This window comes from Bernardetia aquimarina, from assembly GCF_042180575.1.
Lineage (GTDB): Bacteria > Bacteroidota > Bacteroidia > Cytophagales > Bernardetiaceae > Bernardetia.
Window position 1 is genome coordinate 5,129,349 of sequence record NZ_CP170094.1, and the last position, 19,033, is coordinate 5,148,381.

Here is a 19,033-nt window from a genome sequence, read left to right on the forward strand (position 1 = left end):
AAAAATCAATAAGGTGCAAAAATTGTCAGACAACCTCTTAAATTAAATGGAAAAAGCTATTTTTTCCATTTGATAGAACAACCAACAGCTTTAGCTTCTTTCTTTTTAACTTTTTTACCAGCCAAAAGCGCATCAACTGCATCTACTACATACGTTTCTGTCGCTTCTTCTGCACTTTTTGCATTGTCATCAATAGCACCAATATATTCTACTTTTAATTTTCCTTTATTTTTGCTTATTACATAAACGTGAGGAGTTTTTGTAGCACCATAAGTTTTTGCAATACTTTGGTCTTCATCAGAAAGATAAACAAATGGAAAACTTTTTTCCTTTGCACGTTCAATCATTGCTTCAAAATTATCTGCTTCCGTAGTCGAAACATTTGGGTTAATTGCCACAACAGGATAACCCTTTTCGGCAAACTGATTGTGTAAAGCAATCAAACGGTCTTCATATAATTTTGCATACGGACAATGATTACACGTAAAAGTAACAATATAGCCTTTTGCATCTTCCATTCCAGCAAGAGAAACCATTTCACCATCAATATTTTTGAGGTTGAAATCTTTTGCTTCATCGCCTACTTGATAACCGTTTTTGTCAGTCGCAGCAGTGAATAAAAAAGTAATAGCCAAAACTGCTACTAACATAGAAATAGAAGTGAAAAATTTGTTGTAGTTCATAATTTTTGAGGGTTTGTAAAAAGTCGCTCGTGGGGACACAAGCAACGGAGGAGTTTAAATTTAGAGGTAAGAAGAAAATATTTTTTTTAATATAAATCTATTTACCATTGCTCGTGTCCCCACGAGCTATATCTATGACCAAATCATAAAGCCAAAAGGGAATCAATCGTATGATATAATTCTTCTTGATTGTAATCACCTTCGTGAAAATGATGAATATTTTTAGTTTTGTTATAAAAAAGAGTTGCAGGAATAGAACCTGACCAATCTTCATCTATTTTAGACATCCAGTTGTCATAATCCATAGACGTAATTAAGTACTTATCCATTGCAAAATCCATAAAATTTTTGCGATTAAAAAATGGAATTACTCGTTCTTCTAGTTGAGTGTCAAAATCCATACTGATAAGTTTCATCGAAACTTTATCATCAGAATTATTATATTTTTTGTGAGCAGCATTAAAATAAGGAAGTTCACGCACACAAGGAGCGCACCAAGTAGCCCAAAAATTGATTATATAAAGAGAATCATCTTCTTTTTTTGTAAGTTCAATAAGCTGATTTTCGTCTATTGGAGTAACTGTTTGATTGTTTTTTACTGAATTTGTATCTGTTTTTAGTATAAAAGAAAAACAAATTGCAGATACTAAAATAATGAGAAAGGAATATATAAAAGTGTGTTTTTTCATAGTTTGAAGGGGAAATAAAAGATTTGTTCTAACAAAGATACCTATTTTTTAAATAAAAATAGGTTCGAATAATTCAAAAAAATAGTTATAAAAGTCTATTTTTTTGTAAAATCTGATTTTAGTTTGTAGGGAAAATGGCTTGCCTTTTCCTAAACGTATGGATTTGAAAACTATATTTTCAAAATCAAATTGTAGGAATTAAAATTTTAAACTATCTTTAATCTGATTTTTAGATTGAAAAATAGAATAAAACTCTACAAAAATGCTAACCAATAATTTTTATAAATTACTCAATAAAGAGTTAGTTCAAATTCTTGACAATAATAAAGAAGATGAAGAATTGCATAAACACAAAAAAGACGAACAAAATAAAGGCTATGCGTTCTTGATTTGGTTTTTAAATTTTTATGGACAAAAAACGCTCTACAAACAATATATTACAGATGGAAAAGATGATAGTTCGTGTGATATAATTTTTGAGAATACAGATTCACAAGGACAACGTATTTTTTATGTCGTTCAATCAAAATGGATAAATATTACCATCAATGAAGAAGGTAATTTAGTTAAAAAAGGAAGTCCAATACAAGAATTTCCTAAAATTGGAAAGGAAGAATTTAATGCTGTAATTAAAGAATTTGATACTGTTTTGGATGGAAGTAAAAAGGAAGGCAAAAACGAAAAATTCAATGAAAAGTATAGAAAACTTATAGAGCATTTGGAAGCTAATGGAAAAGCAAAATTTATTTTCTTTACGGCTGCTGACACCAATCCCGAAATTGAAGATACAATCAAGTCTTTTGAAAAACAACATGCGCCTAATGTTACTTTTCAACTCATTGACATCAATAGAATAAAACAAGATTATATTGAGTTCAAATACAAAGAAATTGTAGCAAATAATCCTTTAGAGTACAATTATGACCCAGAAGATGAAGAAATTATCTTAGAAGTAGAACGTTTTAATAGTGGCGAACATGTAAGTCAAGAATCTTCTAAACGTGATATGTTGCAGTTTGAAGGACGTATGCAGGCGTATATTTTTCTTCTTAAACCAAAAACTGTTCATGCTCTTTTTCAAAAATTCAAGTTTAGTTTATTCTTCAAGAATATTAGAAATCCGTTGCGTGTTTCTGAATATAATGAGCAGATTGTCGAAACATTACAAAAAAGACCTGATACATTTTGGTATTTTAATAATGGAATAACGGCTATTACAAAACGAATTCCTGATGTTGGTAATCATTCAAAAACCTTTACTGTAAAAGGTTTACAAGTCATAAATGGAGCGCAAACAGTTTATTCTATTTATAAAGCTTATGAAAGTGCAACCATTGAGCAGCGTGAAATTATGGATACTGATGCACGAGTTTCTTTTCGTTTGATACGTTCTAGTGATGAGCAATTTAATATGGAAATTACTCGTTTTACAAATCAACAAAATCAAATGGAAGATAGAGATTTTGTGGCTAATCGTGAGGAACAAAGAAGGTTGCAGTTAGAGTCTTTTAAAACAAATTTTTGGTATGAAAAACGTAGAGGAGAATTTAGGGATATTGAAACATTGGATAAATTAGAAATTGACATAGTAACTAATGTACAATTTGCGAGAGCATATTTAGCTTTTCACTTACAAAAACCATTTGAAGCTACTTTTGAATTTAGTAAAGAGATATTCGCTTTTGGGGAAACAGGTTTGTATGAAAAGGTTTTTGTAGGAGTCAATTTTGAAGATATGATTACAGCTTATATCATTTTAGCTTTTTATGACAATTATCGTAGTGAGTTTATTGAAGAAAATAATAGAGATACAAGAGGACTTATATTAAATGGAGATACTCCTTTATATGTGTTAGCAATTTCTAAAACTATTATAGAAAAATATTTATTAAAAAAGAATCAAAAGCAATATGAGTGACATTTTAGGCTAAAAAAATAAGGAAACAAAAAAGGTTGTATATTTAAGTTACCAGACCAAAATATATACTTTTATGCTTCCTAGTATCATTTCATTTCAAGTTATTTTAGAAACTACTATGACAAGTTCAAATATAAGCATTTTATATTGCTTGATCAATAGTATGTTTTGTGTTCGTTTTAAAGTTACTACTCGTAGCCTGAGTCGGTATAGTAATTTTAGCTTGCGTACTATTTTTCGTTTTTTAAGTTGTGAAATTGATTGGCTTTCTATTCGTATTCTTCTTTTTGTTCACTTGAATTTTAAGTTAGATAGGACCTATATTTTAGCAACAGACGAAACAGTTGAGAAAAAAAGTGGTAAATGTAGTTATGGACTTTCTAAATTTTACAGTTCCTCTATTGAAAAACCTATCAATAGCATTTGTTTTTCGTCTTTATCTTTGATAGATGTAGAAAGTAGAACCTCATTTATGATTCATATTATTCAAGTGGTTCATAATCAAGCTGATAGATTGCGTATTGCAGCAGATAAAGCAAAGAAAAAAAAGGCTAAATTAAGATTACAAAATGGAGGTACACCTTTGAAACGAGGGCGAAAAAAAGGAAGTAAAAATAAAAAAAAAGAAGAAGTAGATAATGCCTCTTTACGAGCTTTCAAACGTATTTTTAGTGAAACACTAGCTCTTTTTTCATCTCTATTACCTACTTTAAAAGTAAAATATGTAGTTGGTGATACAGCCTATGGAAATGAAAATTACTTGAATATTGTTTCTCAAAATGGATTATTTTTAATTTTGAAACTTTACAAAAATGCTACTTTATTTGAAGTAGCAGAGAAAAAAGAAAAAAAAGGAGGAAAAGCTCAAGTAGGCAGACCACCTTTATATGGAAATCAACTTTGTTTAGCTTCATTAGATAAAAAACATCTAAAACATTCTGAAAAAGATGATAAAGAAACCTGCATAGAAACCTACCAGATTGAAGCTCGTAGTAAAAATATAAAAGGAAAAAAACTCAATGTAGTTGTACAAAAAGCCATTCGTAAAAATGGAAAAATAGGGATACAAGTTTTTTTCACTGATGACTTGGAACTTGATTATGCGACCTTAATAAAATATTATAGATTACGTTTTCAAATCGAATTTGATTTTAGAGATGCTAAACAATATTTTGGTTTATCTGATTTTAAAAATTACAAAGAAAAAAATCTAACTAATTTTGTTAATTTAAGCCTTACAATGACCTTAATTAGTAAATCAATGGTAGAAAAATTTAGAGAAAAACACCAAAATCAAAAATTAAGTATTTTAGACCTAAAAGTACACTACAACCATAAATTTCACGTAAAATCAATAATTAATTGGTTGATAAATAACCCTAAAATTAATTTTAATTCTCTAAATGAGGAACAATTTGCACCAAAAGACCTAATAAACGCTGCTTAAATGACACTCATATTGAAAAGAAAATATATAATTTTATAGTAAATGAACAGGGTCTAGTTAAATTGAGCAATATTTTCAACTATTGTACTAGCATAGTTATAGAATATCTTATAAAAAATGAAAAGGAATCTTTTATAAAAAAACATAACGAATTGAAAGAACAATCAATTTTTTTCGAAATAATGAAACAAGAAATAGAAAAAATGGAAATAGACATTGATAGAATAGAGAAACCAGAAATTAAAGAATAATTTATTCTCCTCAAACAGTTTGCAAATCAATAAAAATACTCTTACCTTTGCAGTTCTGAAAAAATCCGTATTTTGATGTAAATGAGGAAAGAATTGTATCAAATTTATTTCTCAAAAACTAAGAAATACCTTTTTCAGACGTTGCTAAACTTATTTTAAATTTATTCTAGCACGCTGCTTAAATTCCTCACCTACGATATACTTCATATTTTTTATAAATATAGATAATACTAGGCTTAGGAGTGTTTGAAGAACAGACTGGCAGAGTTTCAGTTTTGTTCCAATAGACTTTTAGAGAAGAACAGTATTTAAGTGGTCTAAACAGTTTCAAGAAATGCCTACTATTCAACAATTAGTTCGCAAGGGACGCAAAGAAATCATTAAAAAATCGAAATCACCTGCTTTGGACTCTTGTCCTCAAAAGCGTGGTGTTTGTACTCGTGTTTATACGACTACACCAAAGAAACCAAACTCAGCAATGCGTAAAGTTTCTAAAGTTCGTTTGTCTAATGGTATCGAAGTTATTGCATACATCCCAGGCGAAGGACACAATCTTCAAGAACACTCAATCGTACTCGTCCGTGGTGGTCGTGTAAAAGATTTACCAGGTGTTCGTTATCATATCGTTCGTGGTGCTTTGGATACCTCTGGAGTTCAAGGTCGTAAGCAATCACGCTCTAAATATGGTGCAAAACGCCCTAAACCAGGTGCAGCACCAGAGCCAACTAAAAAGAAAAAATAAGTTGATTTAAAATTGTCAGACGCTTCAAAGTGTCAGACAATTAAATAAAATGAAAAGCTAAAAGTTAAGAATTACATTAATTGCAATTTCATCACTTATAACTAATCATTTATCACTATTTTTTCTGATTGTTTCCTTTTTTAAAACTTTATAAAAAACCTTGAGATAACTCATGAGAAAGCATAAACCAAAAAAGCGAGATATTCTTCCTGACCCAAAATTTGGCGATACAGTAGTAACTAAGTTTGTAAATAACTTAATGTACTCTGGAAAGAAGAGTTTAGCTTATGATATTTTTTACGGTGCATTAGACCGTATAGAAGAAAAAATGAAAAAAGAAGATCCATCTGTAAACGGATTAGAAGTTTTCAAAAAAGCATTGACTAATGTAACACCAGGTGTTGAAGTTAAAAGTCGTCGTGTAGGTGGAGCAACATTCCAAGTACCGACAGAAGTTCGTCCAGAGCGTAAAATGGCTCTAGGTATGAAATGGCTTATTAATTTCTCTCGTCGTCGTAACGAACGCAACATGACTGACCGTTTGGCTGCCGAATTTATGGCTGCTGCAAAAGGTGAAGGTGCTGCTGTTAAACGTAAAGACGATACGCACCGTATGGCAGATGCAAATAAAGCATTCTCTCACTTCCGTTTCTAAATTAAGTGACAGTTTCAAACTGTCGTTTATTTAATAAAATGGAATTAATGCCATTCACAACTGGTTGAGTAATTACGAATTAGGAATTAAAAGTTACAAATTAAATACATTAGCTGTTATTCAGTTTTTTATGCAATCAGATGAGATTATTCTGTATTGCCTTTTAATTTGTAATTCGTAATTAACTAATTCGTAATTTTATTATAACCATTTGTTAATCAACTACATCAAGCTCAGAAAGTAATGATATTTGAAATAAATTTCGTACTTTTGTGAAACTTATTAAAATAGACTTATTTATTCTCACTTGATATAGCAACACTACTAATAAATAGAAGTTTTCTATCTCATTATACATTTAGTTACAATGTCTAAAAAAGACCTACAATTCCGTCGAAATATTGGCATCATGGCTCACATTGATGCTGGAAAAACAACCACAACAGAGCGTATTCTCTATTATACAGGTATCAGCCACAAAATTGGTGAGGTACATGATGGAGCTGCGACTATGGACTGGATGGAGCAAGAGCAAGAACGTGGCATCACAATCACGTCAGCAGCTACAACAACTAGCTGGAAATATCCTACTGATGATAAAAGTTTGGATATTGATGGCAAAACAAATTCATTTCAAATTAACATCATCGATACTCCTGGTCACGTTGATTTTACCGTAGAGGTAGAACGTTCTCTTAGAGTTTTGGATGGTGCAGTTGCTCTTTTCTGTGCAGTTTCAGGTGTTGAGCCTCAATCAGAAACTGTTTGGAGACAAGCAGATAAATATGGCGTTCCTCGTATCTGTTTTGTAAACAAAATGGACAGAGCAGGTGCAGATTTTTATAATGCTATAAAAGACATTAAAGCTACTTTAGGTGCAAATGCAGTTCCTCTTCAAATTCCAATTGGAGCAGAAGACAAATTTGTAGGTGTAGTAGATTTGATCGAAAAACGTGCTATCGTTTGGGAAGACGAAACACAAGGTATGTCTTTCCACACTATTGATATTCCTGAAGATATGAAAGCTGATGTTGAAGAATATCGCAACAATCTTTTGGAAGAAGTAGCTGTAATGGATGAGGATTTGTTCATGAAATATGATGAAGATCCAGATTCAATTACTCCTGACGAAATCCGTAGAGCAGTTCGTAAAGCTGTAATGGCAATGACAATCTTCCCAGTATTCTGTGGTAGTGCGTTTAAAAATAAAGGTGTTCAGGCTGTTCTTGATGCAGCGTGTGCATATCTTCCTTCTCCTCTTGATTTGCCACCAGTTACTGGTACAAATCCTGATACAGGAAAAGAAGAAGTTCGTCAGCCAAATGAAGATGAGCCTTTTACTGCCCTTGCGTTTAAGATTGCTACTGACCCTTTTGTAGGTCGTCTTTGTTTTATGCGTGTTTATGCAGGTGCTTTGGACGCAGGTTCTTACATCTTAAATAACCGTACAGGTAAAAAAGAGCGTATTTCTCGTTTGATGCAAATGCACTCTAACAAACAAAACCCTATTGATAGAGTAGGTGCTGGTGATATTTGTGCTGGTGTTGGTTTCAAAGAAATCAAAACTGGGGATACACTTACATCAGAAAAAAATCCATTAGTTTTGGAAGAACTTACATTCCCAGAGCCAGTAATTGGATATGCTATTGAGCCTAAGAAACAAGCAGACCAAGACAAACTTTCTTTAGCTATTACCAAACTTGTTGAGGAAGATCCTACTCTTCGTGTAAATACAGACGAAGAAACAGGTCAAACTATCATCAGAGGAATGGGCGAGCTTCACCTTGAAATTATCATGGATAGAATGAAGCGTGAGTTTAAAGTAGAAGTAAACCAAGGTGCGCCACAGGTTGCTTATAAAGAAGCATTTACTAAAAATGTTGAACATAGAGAAGTCTATAAAAAGCAATCAGGTGGTAAAGGTAAATTTGCTGATGTTCAGTTTGAAATCGGACCAGCAGAAGATCCAGAAAACCAAAAAGAAGGTGTTCTTGAATTCGTTGATGAGATTAAAGGTGGTGTAATTCCTAAAGAATTCGTTCCTGCAATCAAGAAAGGATTTGAGGAAGCAATGAAAAATGGTGTACTTGCAGGCTTCCCAGTTGTGGGTATGCGTGTACGTGTATTCTTTGGTTCATTCCACAGTGTGGATTCAGATGCTATTTCTTTTGAAATGGCTGCCAAAATGGGTTACAAAACTGCTGGTAAGCAAGCAGGTGCAAAAATTCTTGAGCCAATCATGGACGTAGAAGTTGTTTGTCCTGAAGAATTTACTGGTTCTGTAATCGGTGACCTTAACCGTCGTCGTGGTATGCCTAAAGGTCAGCAAATGAAAGGTACTGGCGTTGTAATCAAAGCAGACGTTCCATTGTCGGAATTGTTTGGTTATGTTACTTCACTTCGTACAATCACTTCTGGTCGTGGTGCTGCTTCACTTACTTTTGCTCACTATGCAGAAGTACCGAACAATATCGCAGAAAAAGTTATCGAAGATGTTAAAGGTATGAAAACTGCCTAAATGTGAATTATGAATTACGTATTAAAAATTACAAAATGAATATTCATATTGATAAAATTTAATTCCCTAATTCATAAAACTATTAAATATATAAATTCCAAGTAAAGATTTGGTTTAGATACTTATTATAATTACGGATTAAAGATTATGAATTACGAATTAAAGTTCTGTGTAGTTGATACACATTATTACAAGCGTAATTTTTAATCCGTAATTGATTGAGTATTTGAATAATGAAAAATAATTTTATTTTTATACAAGTCTTTCAAAATAAAAACGATTAAACTCAACACGAGGATGTCACAAAAAATTAGAATCAAACTTAAATCTTACGACCACAATTTGGTTGATAAGTCGGCTGAAAAAATTGTTAAGGCTGTCAAAAATACAGGTGCAGTTGTTAGTGGACCAATTCCATTGCCTACTAAGAAAGAAAAATTTACTGTACTTCGTTCTCCTCACGTAAACAAGAAAGCTCGTGAGCAGTTCCAACTTTGTACTTACAAACGCCTTATCGATATTCATTCAAGCAGCCCTAAAACGGTTGATGCTTTGATGAAATTAGAATTAGCTTCTGGTGTTGATGTAGAGATTAAAGTGTAATTTTTGAAAATAGTGTCGTTTGTGAGGACACAAACAACGGTATAAAATTATAATAAAAAGCATTTTCTTACTAAATTTAGGTTTGGTTGGGAAATGCTTTTTTTGTTTCTCTAAATTGATTATAAAAATGATAGACAAGTACACAAACTGTTTTGATAGTCCATTTCTTATTTTTATAAAAGGAGTAAATCATTTATCAGATAAGCAAGTTCTTCAACTTTTAGGTTTAAACACATTCAAAATTATTGATTCATTAGAGGACAGAGAAAAGTCGTTGTATATAACAAGAAGTACAAACTGGATTCATATAATGGATAATTGGTTATATGACTTATGGCATTCAACACCTTTTAAAAACAGCGTTGATAAATTAGGTAAAGAATATGATATTTTTTATTGTTCTGTGGGAGATTGTGATAATTCTTTTGACTGGTTCTTTATGAATTCGGTTGCAAATACACTTTATCACTAAAAATAAATCGTATCATTTTCTTGAAATTATGAGTGTATCTAAATCCTCTAGCTACTCTTTTAATTACCTGTATAGTTGAATTAATTCCCTCTAAAATACCATTTGTTAGTTTAGAAGAAAAGTAATTTATAATACCTTCAAAATGACGATATATTGTCTTTGTGAATGGATTTTTGGGTTTTATTTCTTCTGCAAAATCAGCCATAAACAGTAATTGTGCTTTGGCTTCTTCTATTGATTTGTTCTCGTAAAAACTTTCAAGTTTTTCCATACTAAGTACTAGACTATCATAAATTGGTGTTTTCTTTAACTTTTCTAAGTGTTTGTATAATAACTTAATTACATGCCATTTATCAAAAGTAAGAGCTGCATTTGGAAAATATTCATTGGCTGCACTAATGAAAGCAGGAGACATATCAATAGAAATCTCCTTTACTGTATTAGGATTAGGATGGTGTAGAGCTAATTGCTCAAAAGTAGCCCCTGATTTCCCATCTTCTATTGCAATTATTTTTGAAGTTTCCATATCTATAAAAGAAGTGATATAATCATGTCCTTTTTTAGTAGAAGTTTCATCTGCTCCTATTTTTCTAACTGCTCCTAGAGGTGGATTTTCATTTAAGTCTTGCGTATAATAGTGATAAATGTGTTCCACTCGCTGTGTATAAATACCTAGTTGTTTAGCTACTTTTTGAAAACAATGATATATTTTTAGTAAATCCATTACTTTTTGCTCATAAAGTAGAGTAAAACGAGAAAACTCTCTAGAAAAATCTACTTTAAGTTGAGAAGTTTCTTTAGTAATTTTGTTTTGATAAATAGGTAGTTTACAATGAATAAAACAGCGATATTCAAAAATATTTAAATGCTCCCACTCTCTATCTTTATAGCTATGAATACGCCAGTCTTCAAAAGCAGAAGGACGGTAAGTAGAACAAACTTCAACATAAACATGAACCTTTTTGGCTAATTCATCTTTATCAATTTGACGAATATGAAAAGGAGCGACAATATGTAATAATTCATCAAAAACAATTACACTATCCATAAAAATGATATTTGTAATAAAGAGAAAATAAATGCTAATTTAAACATTTGCAACTAAAATCATAAAGAACCTTTTGACTTTACTTATTTTCAAGATGGAAAACTTAGACGCAAATATGTTTTTGAAGATAGTATATTTACAGGAGTGAGAAAAGTCGCACATAACATTGGAGAACCTTTACCTTTTGAAGAACAAAGTTTACAAAAGTCTGACGAACAAGAAATAGTTATTTCAATAGCAAAATCTATTGGAATAGAAATCAATCATAAATTAGAAGATATAGTTTGTTATGAATATCTAAACTCAACAAATATATAATGACAATGAAAAATTTACTCAAATTACTTACACTAAAAAACATCCTTGTCATTTTTTCATTCCTGTTTGTAGATTTATTTTTAGCCTTTGTTGGCTACTTAGAAATGGAATATGAATATTATACTGTAAACAAAGAAGATTTTTATAATTTTTCTACTATGATAAGTAACAGAGCAAAATAAAACATATCTAAAAAAGAATTAGAAAATGGAAATTTAAACTGTCAAGACACCTTTGAGGTGTCAGACAGATTTCATTAACCTATAAATAATTTTGCCTAGTTACTTAGTTGAAAAAAAACAGGGTAAATATTAATTTACCTCAACGATACTTCTGCCCTTGCTTGTATCCCCACAAGCGACATAAATTTCCCCCAAAACCTAACAAAAATCATAAAAAGACAAAGTAAGAATCATATAAATTTGCGTATCTAAAGTAGTAATTTTACGTTATAGAAAGTAAGCAATCAGATATTTTATTATCTTAGATTTTCAAAGTTTATACAACTCACTCAAACCCAAATTACTATGTCATTCAAAAACATTCTCGTTCCTATTGATTTTTCTCCTCGTTCGTATGCTGCTTTAGAAGCTGCTGCTGATGTAGCTAATCAGTTTGATTCAAAAATTACACTTTTACATATCATTGATGTTCCCGAAACACAACGCCCAGAATATCAACTAGCTTTAGATACTTTTGGAAATCATGAAAATAGTGGAAAGGATGATATTCCTGCTATTTTATTTACAATGAAGGAAACAAAAAGAAAACTTCGTGAAGCAAGAGAAAAATATCCAAAAATTACGTTTGTAGAAAAGGTAGTTTTTGATAGAGTGCATCGTCAGATTTATAGTGTGGTGGAAGGTACAGACGTAGATTTGATTGTAATGGGTTCTAGTGGAGCTTCTGGTTTGGGCGAAGTTTTTATCGGCTCAAATACTCAAAAGGTAGTCAGAAATGCAAGCTGTCCTGTTTTGGTAATTAAAGATGATGAAGGAAACTTTAACCCTAGAAATATCGTTTTTGCCTCTGATTTTTCAGAAATGGGTGGAGAAGCAGCTAGATTATTTCCACTTTTCAAAACGCTTTATGGAAGTACCATGCACCTTTTGAATATCGTTACACCAAGTACTTTTGAAGCCACTCCGACTACTCAAAAAAGAATGCGAGAGTTTGCAAAAGACCTAAACATGGAGAAAGAAGATTTTACAATGAATATTTATAATTATTATACAGAAGAAGAAGGAATCTTGACTTTTGCAGAAGAAAAAAAAGCTGATATGATTTTGTTAGGCACACATGGAAGAAAAGGTTTCTCTAGATTTATGATGGGAAGTATTGCCGAAAATGTAGCCAATCATTCTGAAATCCCTGTTTTTGTTTTCCGTCAAGGCTAAATAGAAGAAATTGATAGAATGAATAAAATAACATTTTAGTCTAAAAAATGCTTTATCTCAAAAAGGTAAAGCATTTTTTATGTAAAATGTAGCGTATCTTTTAGGATGTGAAAATGTACCGAATATTTTAAGTATTCGATTATAAATCAATTTCAATTTTTATAAAATGTCAGAAAATCAATCAAAAAAATCATTCAATCCAACTCAAAAACCTATCGGAATTGTTCTTTCAGGTGGTGGTGGACGTGCGCTAGTGCATCTAGGAATTTGGAAAGCATTGGAAGAAAAAGGAATCCAACCTCAAAAAATAAGTGGAGTAAGTATGGGAGGAATTATTGGCGCAATGTGGGCAGCAGGTTATTCGACTGATGAAACAACAAAAATTTTTCAATCTGAAAGTTGGAAAAAATGGTTTAGACCTACGTGGAGTGAAAATGGTATTATTTCCATTCAAAAACTAAAGACTTTATTTTCAAACTACCTTCCAAAAACATTTGAAGAACTACATTTTCCTCTTATTATTTCAGCTTTTTGTTTGCAGACTGCCAAAATAGAGCGTTTTGAAAGTGGAGATTTGATTTCTCCTTTACTTGCTTCAATGGCTGTTCCTGCTATTTTTTCACCTATCAGAATTGGAATGTATGATTTTGTAGATAGTGGACTTTTGGAAAATCTCCCTGTAAAACCATTTTATCAAAAAAATATAAACTCTGAAAATCAAGAAGTTCAAAAAGAATCAGATTATTTCTCAGACTATTTTATAATTGGAATTCATTCGAATCCTCTTGCAGATAATTTTATTCCTACTTCTACTCGTTCGGTTATAGAAAGGTATTTTCAAGCTGTGGGCGTTTTTTTTGTAGAAAAAGATATTCCAAACTGTGATTTGTATATCGAACCTCAAGAAATTGCTACCGTAAAGTTTTCGAGTATGGATATTGATAAAGCCTTTCAAATAGGTTATGATTCTACAATAATTTTATTAAATAAATTTGAAATGCAAAGTTAATGCTTGAAATTTGTTAATTATTATCTTTGTTTGCCATTTAAAAAACCTGTCCATAACACATCAATAAATTATGAAAATCAGAGAAATCACACTATTTACAAACAAACTAACCGAGCAACTTTATTTTTATAAAAAAACGCTTGGTCTTGAAATAATGAGGAATAGTATTAGAAATTTTACGTTTCAAGTAGGCTTTACTAAAGTTACTTTCGAAGCTAGTGAGCAAAAATATATCTATCATTATTGTTTTCTGATTCCATCTAATCAATTAGAAGCAGCTATAAAATGGCTAAGTAGTAGATTGGATATTATAAAAATTGAAGATGAAAGAGTCATTCAAAATTTTGAAAGTTGGAATGCTGATTCTGTTTATTTCTATGATGGTGCTGGAAATATTGCAGAGTTTATTGTGCGTCATGACCTAAAGAATGAAACAGGCAAGAAAGATTTTGATTTATCTCAAATTATTTGTCTCAATGAAATTGGAATGCCTACCAAAAATATAAAAGAATTGAATCAATCATTAGAAAAAGAATTAAATTCAAAGTTTTGGAAAGGAGATTACGAGCGTTTTGGTACAAATGGAACACAAGAAGGACTATTTCTATTGCCTAATTATGAAATCAAAAAAGAATGGTTTCCAACAACTACTAGATTAGAACCTTCTCCTTTTTATGGAATTTTTGAAGTTGGGAATTATTTATATGCGATGCAATTCAAAAAAGAGAAAATGAATGTTTTTGATAGGAAAGATATTTAATTTATAGATTAAAAATACGAATGTTAGAATTACCATTAGCTATCACTTTTTGAACATGATAAAGAGTGTTTTCCTTTTTGCTTTCTATATATATTGGAGTGTTATGATTTGTCGATAACGCATTTAGAGCCGAAAAAAGAATTGTTCCATTCTGAAATATTCCACTATCAATTTTAAATTTTATGGTTTGGCTTATTTCATTTCTTTTGTAATGGATTTTACAATAACTGTCTGCAAATAGATTGTTTTTCTCATGAAAAACGATACCTTCTATATCTTGTGCAGGCAATACAAATTCTTCAATTCCATATTTAGTAGCAAAACCAATGGATTTTTTGGTAATATAAAATGTATTATTCGCAAAATGTTGATAGGTAGATTCTAATTTTCCTCCGTAATACCAATCATGTAACCAAATACTACCTTGAAAAATAAGAGGAATGATAAAAAATAAGGGGTAAAGAACGGTTTTCATGGAAAAAACCATAAACATATAAATAGCTAAAAAAATATATTGACCAGCTTTCATAAGAGGATTATGAAAAATATGTTGATAAGGAGAAACCTCTTGAGAGGTCTGAATCCACGGTGTTTCCTTTGCTTTATTTGGAATACGTGTCTGTGATTTACCTGATTTTGGAAGTGAAGTATAAAATAAAATAGAGTCTTCTACTTTCAGTCGTATTGTCTTCTGAACAGGAAATTTAGCTAATGTTTCATACTGCTCACAATGCTGCTTTCCCAAATATTCCCACGTATCTTTGAAAAAAACAGATTTACAACCTGCACAAAAAACAACTTCATCGCCTTCTAAAATAGCATCGCCTGTAATTGGGTCTTTTCGATTTTGAGCTAAGAAATTTTGATGTGTTTCTAAAGTGGAATCTATTTTGTGAGTGTGCATTTAATGAAATGATTTTGTTAGTGCTTTTAATTTATTTTTGTAGGCTTTTAGCTTTTTGTATTTTTCCATTAGATAATCTTGTCTTTTTTCTATTGTAAATTTTGCTTCTTTATCGATTACTAACTTTTTTGCCTCATCTATTTCTAACGCATTATCTATGTATAATGTGACAGGGAAAGGCAAATTTGTACTAAGTTGTGCCAAAGCCTTCAATAATTTTAACGTCTTACTTCTATCATTTGAAATAGGAATGACTAATTCTTCATTATCTTCATATTCAAAAATCAGTTCTTTAGAAAAAAGTTTAGTTTTGAAAGTGTAATTGCTTTTATATGTTTGTTGGGTAAGAAATTTTCTCTAATTCCATAAGGCTCACTGATAGCAATTCCTTGAGGTTTGATGATGAATGCTTTACTAGATATTTCGCTGTATTTAGTGTTTATTTTTGTTTCGTAATTTTCTTGATGAAAAAAATTGAGAATTGGAAAAAGACCTACTAAAAGTGCAATAGAAAAAATAATAAAAACCTCATTTGCAATAAGTAAATTTAAGGGAATAAGAAGTAGAAATAATCCAAGACCAATTCCGAATTGATATAAATTTTTCTTTTTTCCATAAAATAAATTACGAAACCTTCCTGTATTTGCTTCTTTATAAAGCCAGTTTTTATAATCTTTTCTTATTTCTAAAACTCCAGTTTCATTGTCTTTTTCTATAAATTGATAATACAAAATATCTTCTCCTACTCGTATATGAATGGATGTAGAAGGAAGAGTTTTTAATGTTTTGCTTTGCTGACAATGCTGATTTCCCAAATATTCCCACGTATCTTTGAAAAAAACAGATTTACAACCTGCACAAAAAACAACTTCATCGCCTTCCGAAATAGAATCTCCTGTAATTGGGTCTTTTCTATTTTGTGCTAAGAAGTTTTGATGTGTTTCTAAAGTGGAATCTATTTTGTGAATGTACATTTAATGAAATGATTTTGGTAGCTTTATATTTTTAAAACTCAGAACTGCCATAACTTACAGATACAACACAAATATATTCAAATTATAAAAATAATTTTATTCTAAACTTATGAAAAAACAAACCGAACTTACTAAAGAAATTAAGAAAGAACTTCCAAAAGAATTAGCTTGGATTGATAAAACTTCTACAGCCTTGGATGATATTTTCAAGATTCCTGCTACAAATTTTCGTTTTGGACTTGACCCTCTTATCGGACTTGTGCCTGTGGTGGGTGATTTTGTGGGTTTTGCTATTTCGGCTTCTATGGTTTTGGCGATTGTTCGGCACGGTGTAAGTTTTTCTGTTTTGATTAAGATTTTGGGAAATATTACCTTTGATTATTTGGTTGGGCTATTTCCTTTTTTGGGAGATTTTCTTGATGCTGCTTTCAAATCCAATAGACGAAATGTAGATATTTTGAAAGACTATTATTCTTCTGGAAAAAATACAGAGGCTAGTAAATATGTTGTTTGGGTTGCTGCAATAGGGTTTTTAGTGCTTTTAGCAGGATTTGTAGGAGGAAGTATTTATGCGACTTGGTTAGTTTTGAGTAGTTTACTAGGAAATTTGTAGAATCCATAATTGAACACAAAATTTACTATTTATTTTACTATTTCTAGTAATTCTAATAAAATATACATTTCACATTTAGCTGCTTTGAGATTTTCTTCATTCCAAACACCTAGTTTTTGAGCGTTTTGAATTGCTTTCTCTTGGTCAGACTTTAAGATTTTATAAATATCTTGATTTGATTTTTTGAAAAACTTCTGTGTTTTCTGATAATTTGGAATATATTTTTTGAGTAGCTTTTCTACGCTTTCACATTCTGAAAACTGTTTACTTGTTTCTTCAAAATGCAATAAAAACCAAAATTCTAAGCAGGGATTATTTACCAAAACAGTTACATTTTCATAGTCTTCGTGAAGCTGCTTTCTATATTTTTTGAATGCTTCAACAACTGAAGTTTCGCCTTTCTTGGTTTGTTTGTCTTCTTTCAAGATTGTATCAAAATCTATTACCCAAAAAACTTTATCGTAATCTTTTGCATTCTGACAAACACTTTCAAATTGTTCTTGTAGTTTTTTCTTTTTTGGAAGGTCTGGTTTTATGTTTATGGAAAGATTTTTTTCATGATGTTTTAGCATTTGAAAATACCAAATTTCTGTATCTCCATCGACAATAATTGCCCACACTTTTTTACCTTTTCCCTTTTTGAATTCTCTTTTGTTGCTTTTTCGTGCCATTGTAGAGCTATTTTTGATTGAGATTGAAATATAAAATTTTAGTTTTCTGTATCAATATAATAGTCATCTAAATTAGGCAAAGCACCGAGCTTTCCGATTTTGTAGGCATTATAAACCGAACTCGTATTTCGAATAACCGAACTATCAAAATCAGCTAAAGAATATAAATCTGTACTTCCATTTTCCTTTTTTTCTGTAAACCAAATCGCATCATTTCTCAAAATATCTTTTTCCATCAAAAGCTCACGATGATGCGTAGTGGCAATCAGTTGAGCATTTTTTGTATTGACCAAAAAAGTAAGTAAAAAATGACGGAGTAAATCAGAGTGTAGAGAAGATTCTATTTCATCTATTGGGAAAATAATTTTATACTTCATCATTATAGCTAACAATCCACTAAAGCCATAAAACCTCTGTGTTCCTAAAGATTCATCAAAATAATTAATCAAGTATTCTTTGCCATCTATTTTGTGTTTGAAAAAGAGTAATCGCTTAGTTTCAGTTGCTTGTATATCATCTTCTAAGTTTTCCTCTCTCATTGGGTCATTACTCTGACCCAATATCATAAGTTTTTTAAAACTCAAAGGTGTTCTTCTAGTTTCTTCAATAAAATCTATAATTTTGAAATCTGCTTTAGTAATGTTTTGTATTATTGCTTTTTTATCAATAATTCCTTTTTCTAAACTTTCTAAAATATATGGAATGAAATTCACATCTGGAGAAACAATAGGACTTAAAATAGATGTAAACCAATCCAAAACACTCTGCAATTCCAAAGACTCAAAATTAGTCTTAGAAAATCCACCAAAAACAGTATTATTCCAAAGTGTATTTGCTTCTAAAACTGTTTTATATTCTTTACTAATTTTTATTTTTGAGCCAAATTTTATAGAAGTAAATTGCTTTTTTTCGTCTGTACTTCTTTCAAAAACTAATGCCTTATTCGGATTATAGAAATAGAGTTTTTCCTTTACGATGGCTTTTTTATTGAGTTCAATTTCATACAAATACTTTTTTTCTTGATGGAAAAATTCTAACTCAAAAAAAGTATTTCCTATTTTTTCTTGAAACAAAAAAGGCGTAAAATCTAATTCTTGGGTTTTCTTTTCTAAAGGATTTAAAACTAATTTTCTAAGAAAATCTAAGGCTTTCAAAATAGTTGTTTTTCCAGAAGCATTTGCACCATAAATAAGCCCAAGTTTGAGAAGTCGCAATCCTTTTTTTGGTTCGATAATATAATAGTCTTCTAATTCCTCAGAAGAATCAGCCTCAAAAGAAAGTGTTACCTTGTCTTTTATTGCTCCAAAGTTTTGAACAGAAAAATTGATTATCATAGATTTTTTGATTAAATTTTACCAGTT

Annotated in this window: 21 protein-coding genes; 13 read left to right on the forward strand and 8 right to left on the reverse strand. The window is 30.7% G+C overall.

The annotated features are described in order from the left end of the window. Positions 1-56 precede the first annotated feature (56 nt). Together ACE193_RS22140 and ACE193_RS22145 are read right to left on the reverse strand one after the other, a co-directional pair. The gene (locus ACE193_RS22140) at positions 57-683 is read right to left on the reverse strand and encodes a thioredoxin family protein (protein ID WP_375560372.1); all 627 of its coding nucleotides are present in this window, start codon (positions 681-683) and stop codon (positions 57-59) included. A 143-nt stretch (positions 684-826) separates the two neighbouring features. Further along, on the reverse strand, positions 827-1,372 hold the full coding sequence (locus ACE193_RS22145; RefSeq protein ID WP_375560373.1) for a thioredoxin domain-containing protein: 546 nt from the start codon (positions 1,370-1,372) through the stop codon (positions 827-829). Between the two features lie 262 nt (positions 1,373-1,634). Here ACE193_RS22145 and ACE193_RS22150 point away from each other — a divergent pair, with 262 nt between their 5' ends. The 7 genes from ACE193_RS22150 (at position 1,635) to ACE193_RS22180 (ending at position 9,978) form a co-directional block, all read left to right on the forward strand. Continuing rightward, a complete protein-coding gene (locus tag ACE193_RS22150) occupies positions 1,635-3,290 on the forward strand; it encodes an AIPR family protein (RefSeq protein ID WP_375560374.1) in 1,656 nt (551 codons plus the stop codon). A gap of 73 nt (positions 3,291-3,363) precedes the next feature. Then, complete coding sequence (locus ACE193_RS22155) at positions 3,364-4,737, forward strand: transposase (RefSeq protein ID WP_375560375.1); 1,374 nt, start codon at positions 3,364-3,366, stop codon at positions 4,735-4,737. A gap of 585 nt (positions 4,738-5,322) precedes the next feature. Next, complete coding sequence (gene rpsL, locus ACE193_RS22160) at positions 5,323-5,730, forward strand: 30S ribosomal protein S12 (protein WP_338790521.1); 408 nt, start codon at positions 5,323-5,325, stop codon at positions 5,728-5,730. A gap of 172 nt (positions 5,731-5,902) precedes the next feature. Continuing rightward, a complete protein-coding gene (gene rpsG / locus ACE193_RS22165) occupies positions 5,903-6,385 on the forward strand; it encodes a 30S ribosomal protein S7 (RefSeq protein ID WP_375560376.1) in 483 nt (160 codons plus the stop codon). 367 nt (positions 6,386-6,752) lie between these two features. Next, complete coding sequence (gene fusA, locus ACE193_RS22170; protein WP_375560377.1) at positions 6,753-8,903, forward strand: elongation factor G; 2,151 nt, start codon at positions 6,753-6,755, stop codon at positions 8,901-8,903. 297 nt (positions 8,904-9,200) lie between these two features. Continuing rightward, positions 9,201-9,506, forward strand: coding sequence for a 30S ribosomal protein S10 (gene rpsJ / locus ACE193_RS22175; RefSeq protein ID WP_338790525.1), 306 nt, complete (start codon positions 9,201-9,203; stop codon positions 9,504-9,506). Positions 9,507-9,633: 127 nt separating this feature from the next. Next, the gene (locus ACE193_RS22180; RefSeq protein ID WP_375560378.1) at positions 9,634-9,978 is read left to right on the forward strand and encodes a hypothetical protein; all 345 of its coding nucleotides are present in this window, start codon (positions 9,634-9,636) and stop codon (positions 9,976-9,978) included. On the opposite strand, the gene ACE193_RS22185 is transcribed toward ACE193_RS22180, so the two are convergent. Further along, entirely contained in the window at positions 9,944-11,026 is a 1,083-nt protein-coding gene (locus tag ACE193_RS22185) for a transposase (protein ID WP_375558860.1), read from the reverse strand. The genes ACE193_RS22180 and ACE193_RS22185 overlap by 35 nt on opposite strands. Before the next feature lie 144 nt (positions 11,027-11,170). On the opposite strand from ACE193_RS22185, the gene ACE193_RS22190 reads away from it, so the two are divergent. The 5 genes from ACE193_RS22190 (at position 11,171) to ACE193_RS22210 (ending at position 14,510) form a co-directional block, all read left to right on the forward strand. Then, a complete protein-coding gene (locus ACE193_RS22190) occupies positions 11,171-11,344 on the forward strand; it encodes a hypothetical protein (protein WP_375560379.1) in 174 nt (57 codons plus the stop codon). 5 nt (positions 11,345-11,349) lie between these two features. After that, a complete protein-coding gene (locus tag ACE193_RS22195; RefSeq protein ID WP_375560380.1) occupies positions 11,350-11,526 on the forward strand; it encodes a hypothetical protein in 177 nt (58 codons plus the stop codon). A gap of 345 nt (positions 11,527-11,871) precedes the next feature. After that, positions 11,872-12,741: a universal stress protein gene (locus ACE193_RS22200; protein WP_375560381.1), complete on the forward strand. Its 870-nt coding sequence runs from the start codon at positions 11,872-11,874 to the stop codon at positions 12,739-12,741. A 166-nt stretch (positions 12,742-12,907) separates the two neighbouring features. Next, positions 12,908-13,750, forward strand: a complete 843-nt coding sequence (locus ACE193_RS22205) for a patatin-like phospholipase family protein (protein ID WP_375560382.1) — start codon at positions 12,908-12,910, stop codon at positions 13,748-13,750. 70 nt (positions 13,751-13,820) lie between these two features. After that, a complete protein-coding gene (locus ACE193_RS22210) occupies positions 13,821-14,510 on the forward strand; it encodes a VOC family protein (protein ID WP_375560383.1) in 690 nt (229 codons plus the stop codon). Position 14,511: 1 nt separating this feature from the next. Here ACE193_RS22210 and ACE193_RS22215 read toward each other — a convergent pair whose 3' ends face one another. The 3 genes from ACE193_RS22215 to ACE193_RS22225 all read right to left on the reverse strand — a co-directional run bounded on the left by ACE193_RS22215 (position 14,512) and on the right by ACE193_RS22225 (position 16,388). Then, complete coding sequence (locus ACE193_RS22215; RefSeq protein ID WP_375560384.1) at positions 14,512-15,414, reverse strand: hypothetical protein; 903 nt, start codon at positions 15,412-15,414, stop codon at positions 14,512-14,514. After that, entirely contained in the window at positions 15,415-15,618 is a 204-nt protein-coding gene (locus tag ACE193_RS22220; RefSeq protein WP_375560385.1) for a hypothetical protein, read from the reverse strand. An 80-nt stretch (positions 15,619-15,698) separates the two neighbouring features. Continuing rightward, positions 15,699-16,388 carry a hypothetical protein gene (locus ACE193_RS22225; RefSeq protein WP_375560386.1) on the reverse strand — a complete coding sequence of 230 codons (690 nt, stop codon included), beginning with the start codon at positions 16,386-16,388 and terminating at the stop codon, positions 15,699-15,701. Between the two features lie 109 nt (positions 16,389-16,497). On the opposite strand from ACE193_RS22225, the gene ACE193_RS22230 reads away from it, so the two are divergent. Continuing rightward, complete coding sequence (locus tag ACE193_RS22230; RefSeq protein WP_375560387.1) at positions 16,498-17,001, forward strand: DUF4112 domain-containing protein; 504 nt, start codon at positions 16,498-16,500, stop codon at positions 16,999-17,001. A 29-nt stretch (positions 17,002-17,030) separates the two neighbouring features. Here ACE193_RS22230 and ACE193_RS22235 read toward each other — a convergent pair whose 3' ends face one another. Next, positions 17,031-17,672, reverse strand: a complete 642-nt coding sequence (locus ACE193_RS22235; protein ID WP_375560388.1) for an RloB family protein — start codon at positions 17,670-17,672, stop codon at positions 17,031-17,033. A 38-nt stretch (positions 17,673-17,710) separates the two neighbouring features. Beyond that, entirely contained in the window at positions 17,711-19,006 is a 1,296-nt protein-coding gene (locus tag ACE193_RS22240; RefSeq protein WP_375560389.1) for an ATP/GTP-binding protein, read from the reverse strand. Between the last annotated feature and the right edge of the window lie 27 nt (positions 19,007-19,033).

Excerpts from the sequence above, each read along its gene's own strand:
- ACE193_RS22210 (WP_375560383.1), top strand. The coding sequence starts at position 13,821 with ATGAAAATCAGAGAAATCACACTATTTACAAACAAACTAACCGAGCAA.
- ACE193_RS22150 (WP_375560374.1), top strand. The coding sequence starts at position 1,635 with ATGCTAACCAATAATTTTTATAAATTACTCAATAAAGAGTTAGTTCAA.
- ACE193_RS22240 (WP_375560389.1), bottom strand. The coding sequence starts at position 19,006 with ATGATAATCAATTTTTCTGTTCAAAACTTTGGAGCAATAAAAGACAAG.
- ACE193_RS22195 (WP_375560380.1), top strand. The coding sequence starts at position 11,350 with ATGAAAAATTTACTCAAATTACTTACACTAAAAAACATCCTTGTCATT.
- ACE193_RS22185 (WP_375558860.1), bottom strand. The coding sequence starts at position 11,026 with ATGGATAGTGTAATTGTTTTTGATGAATTATTACATATTGTCGCTCCT.
- ACE193_RS22230 (WP_375560387.1), top strand. The coding sequence starts at position 16,498 with ATGAAAAAACAAACCGAACTTACTAAAGAAATTAAGAAAGAACTTCCA.
- ACE193_RS22140 (WP_375560372.1), bottom strand. The coding sequence starts at position 683 with ATGAACTACAACAAATTTTTCACTTCTATTTCTATGTTAGTAGCAGTT.
- rpsJ (WP_338790525.1), top strand. The coding sequence starts at position 9,201 with ATGTCACAAAAAATTAGAATCAAACTTAAATCTTACGACCACAATTTG.
- rpsL (WP_338790521.1), top strand. The coding sequence starts at position 5,323 with ATGCCTACTATTCAACAATTAGTTCGCAAGGGACGCAAAGAAATCATT.
- ACE193_RS22155 (WP_375560375.1), top strand. The coding sequence starts at position 3,364 with ATGCTTCCTAGTATCATTTCATTTCAAGTTATTTTAGAAACTACTATG.
- ACE193_RS22235 (WP_375560388.1), bottom strand. The coding sequence starts at position 17,672 with ATGGCACGAAAAAGCAACAAAAGAGAATTCAAAAAGGGAAAAGGTAAA.
- ACE193_RS22145 (WP_375560373.1), bottom strand. The coding sequence starts at position 1,372 with ATGAAAAAACACACTTTTATATATTCCTTTCTCATTATTTTAGTATCT.
- ACE193_RS22215 (WP_375560384.1), bottom strand. The coding sequence starts at position 15,414 with ATGCACACTCACAAAATAGATTCCACTTTAGAAACACATCAAAATTTC.
- ACE193_RS22200 (WP_375560381.1), top strand. The coding sequence starts at position 11,872 with ATGTCATTCAAAAACATTCTCGTTCCTATTGATTTTTCTCCTCGTTCG.
- ACE193_RS22205 (WP_375560382.1), top strand. The coding sequence starts at position 12,908 with ATGTCAGAAAATCAATCAAAAAAATCATTCAATCCAACTCAAAAACCT.
- rpsG (WP_375560376.1), top strand. The coding sequence starts at position 5,903 with ATGAGAAAGCATAAACCAAAAAAGCGAGATATTCTTCCTGACCCAAAA.
- fusA (WP_375560377.1), top strand. The coding sequence starts at position 6,753 with ATGTCTAAAAAAGACCTACAATTCCGTCGAAATATTGGCATCATGGCT.
- ACE193_RS22180 (WP_375560378.1), top strand. The coding sequence starts at position 9,634 with ATGATAGACAAGTACACAAACTGTTTTGATAGTCCATTTCTTATTTTT.
- ACE193_RS22225 (WP_375560386.1), bottom strand. The coding sequence starts at position 16,388 with ATGTACATTCACAAAATAGATTCCACTTTAGAAACACATCAAAACTTC.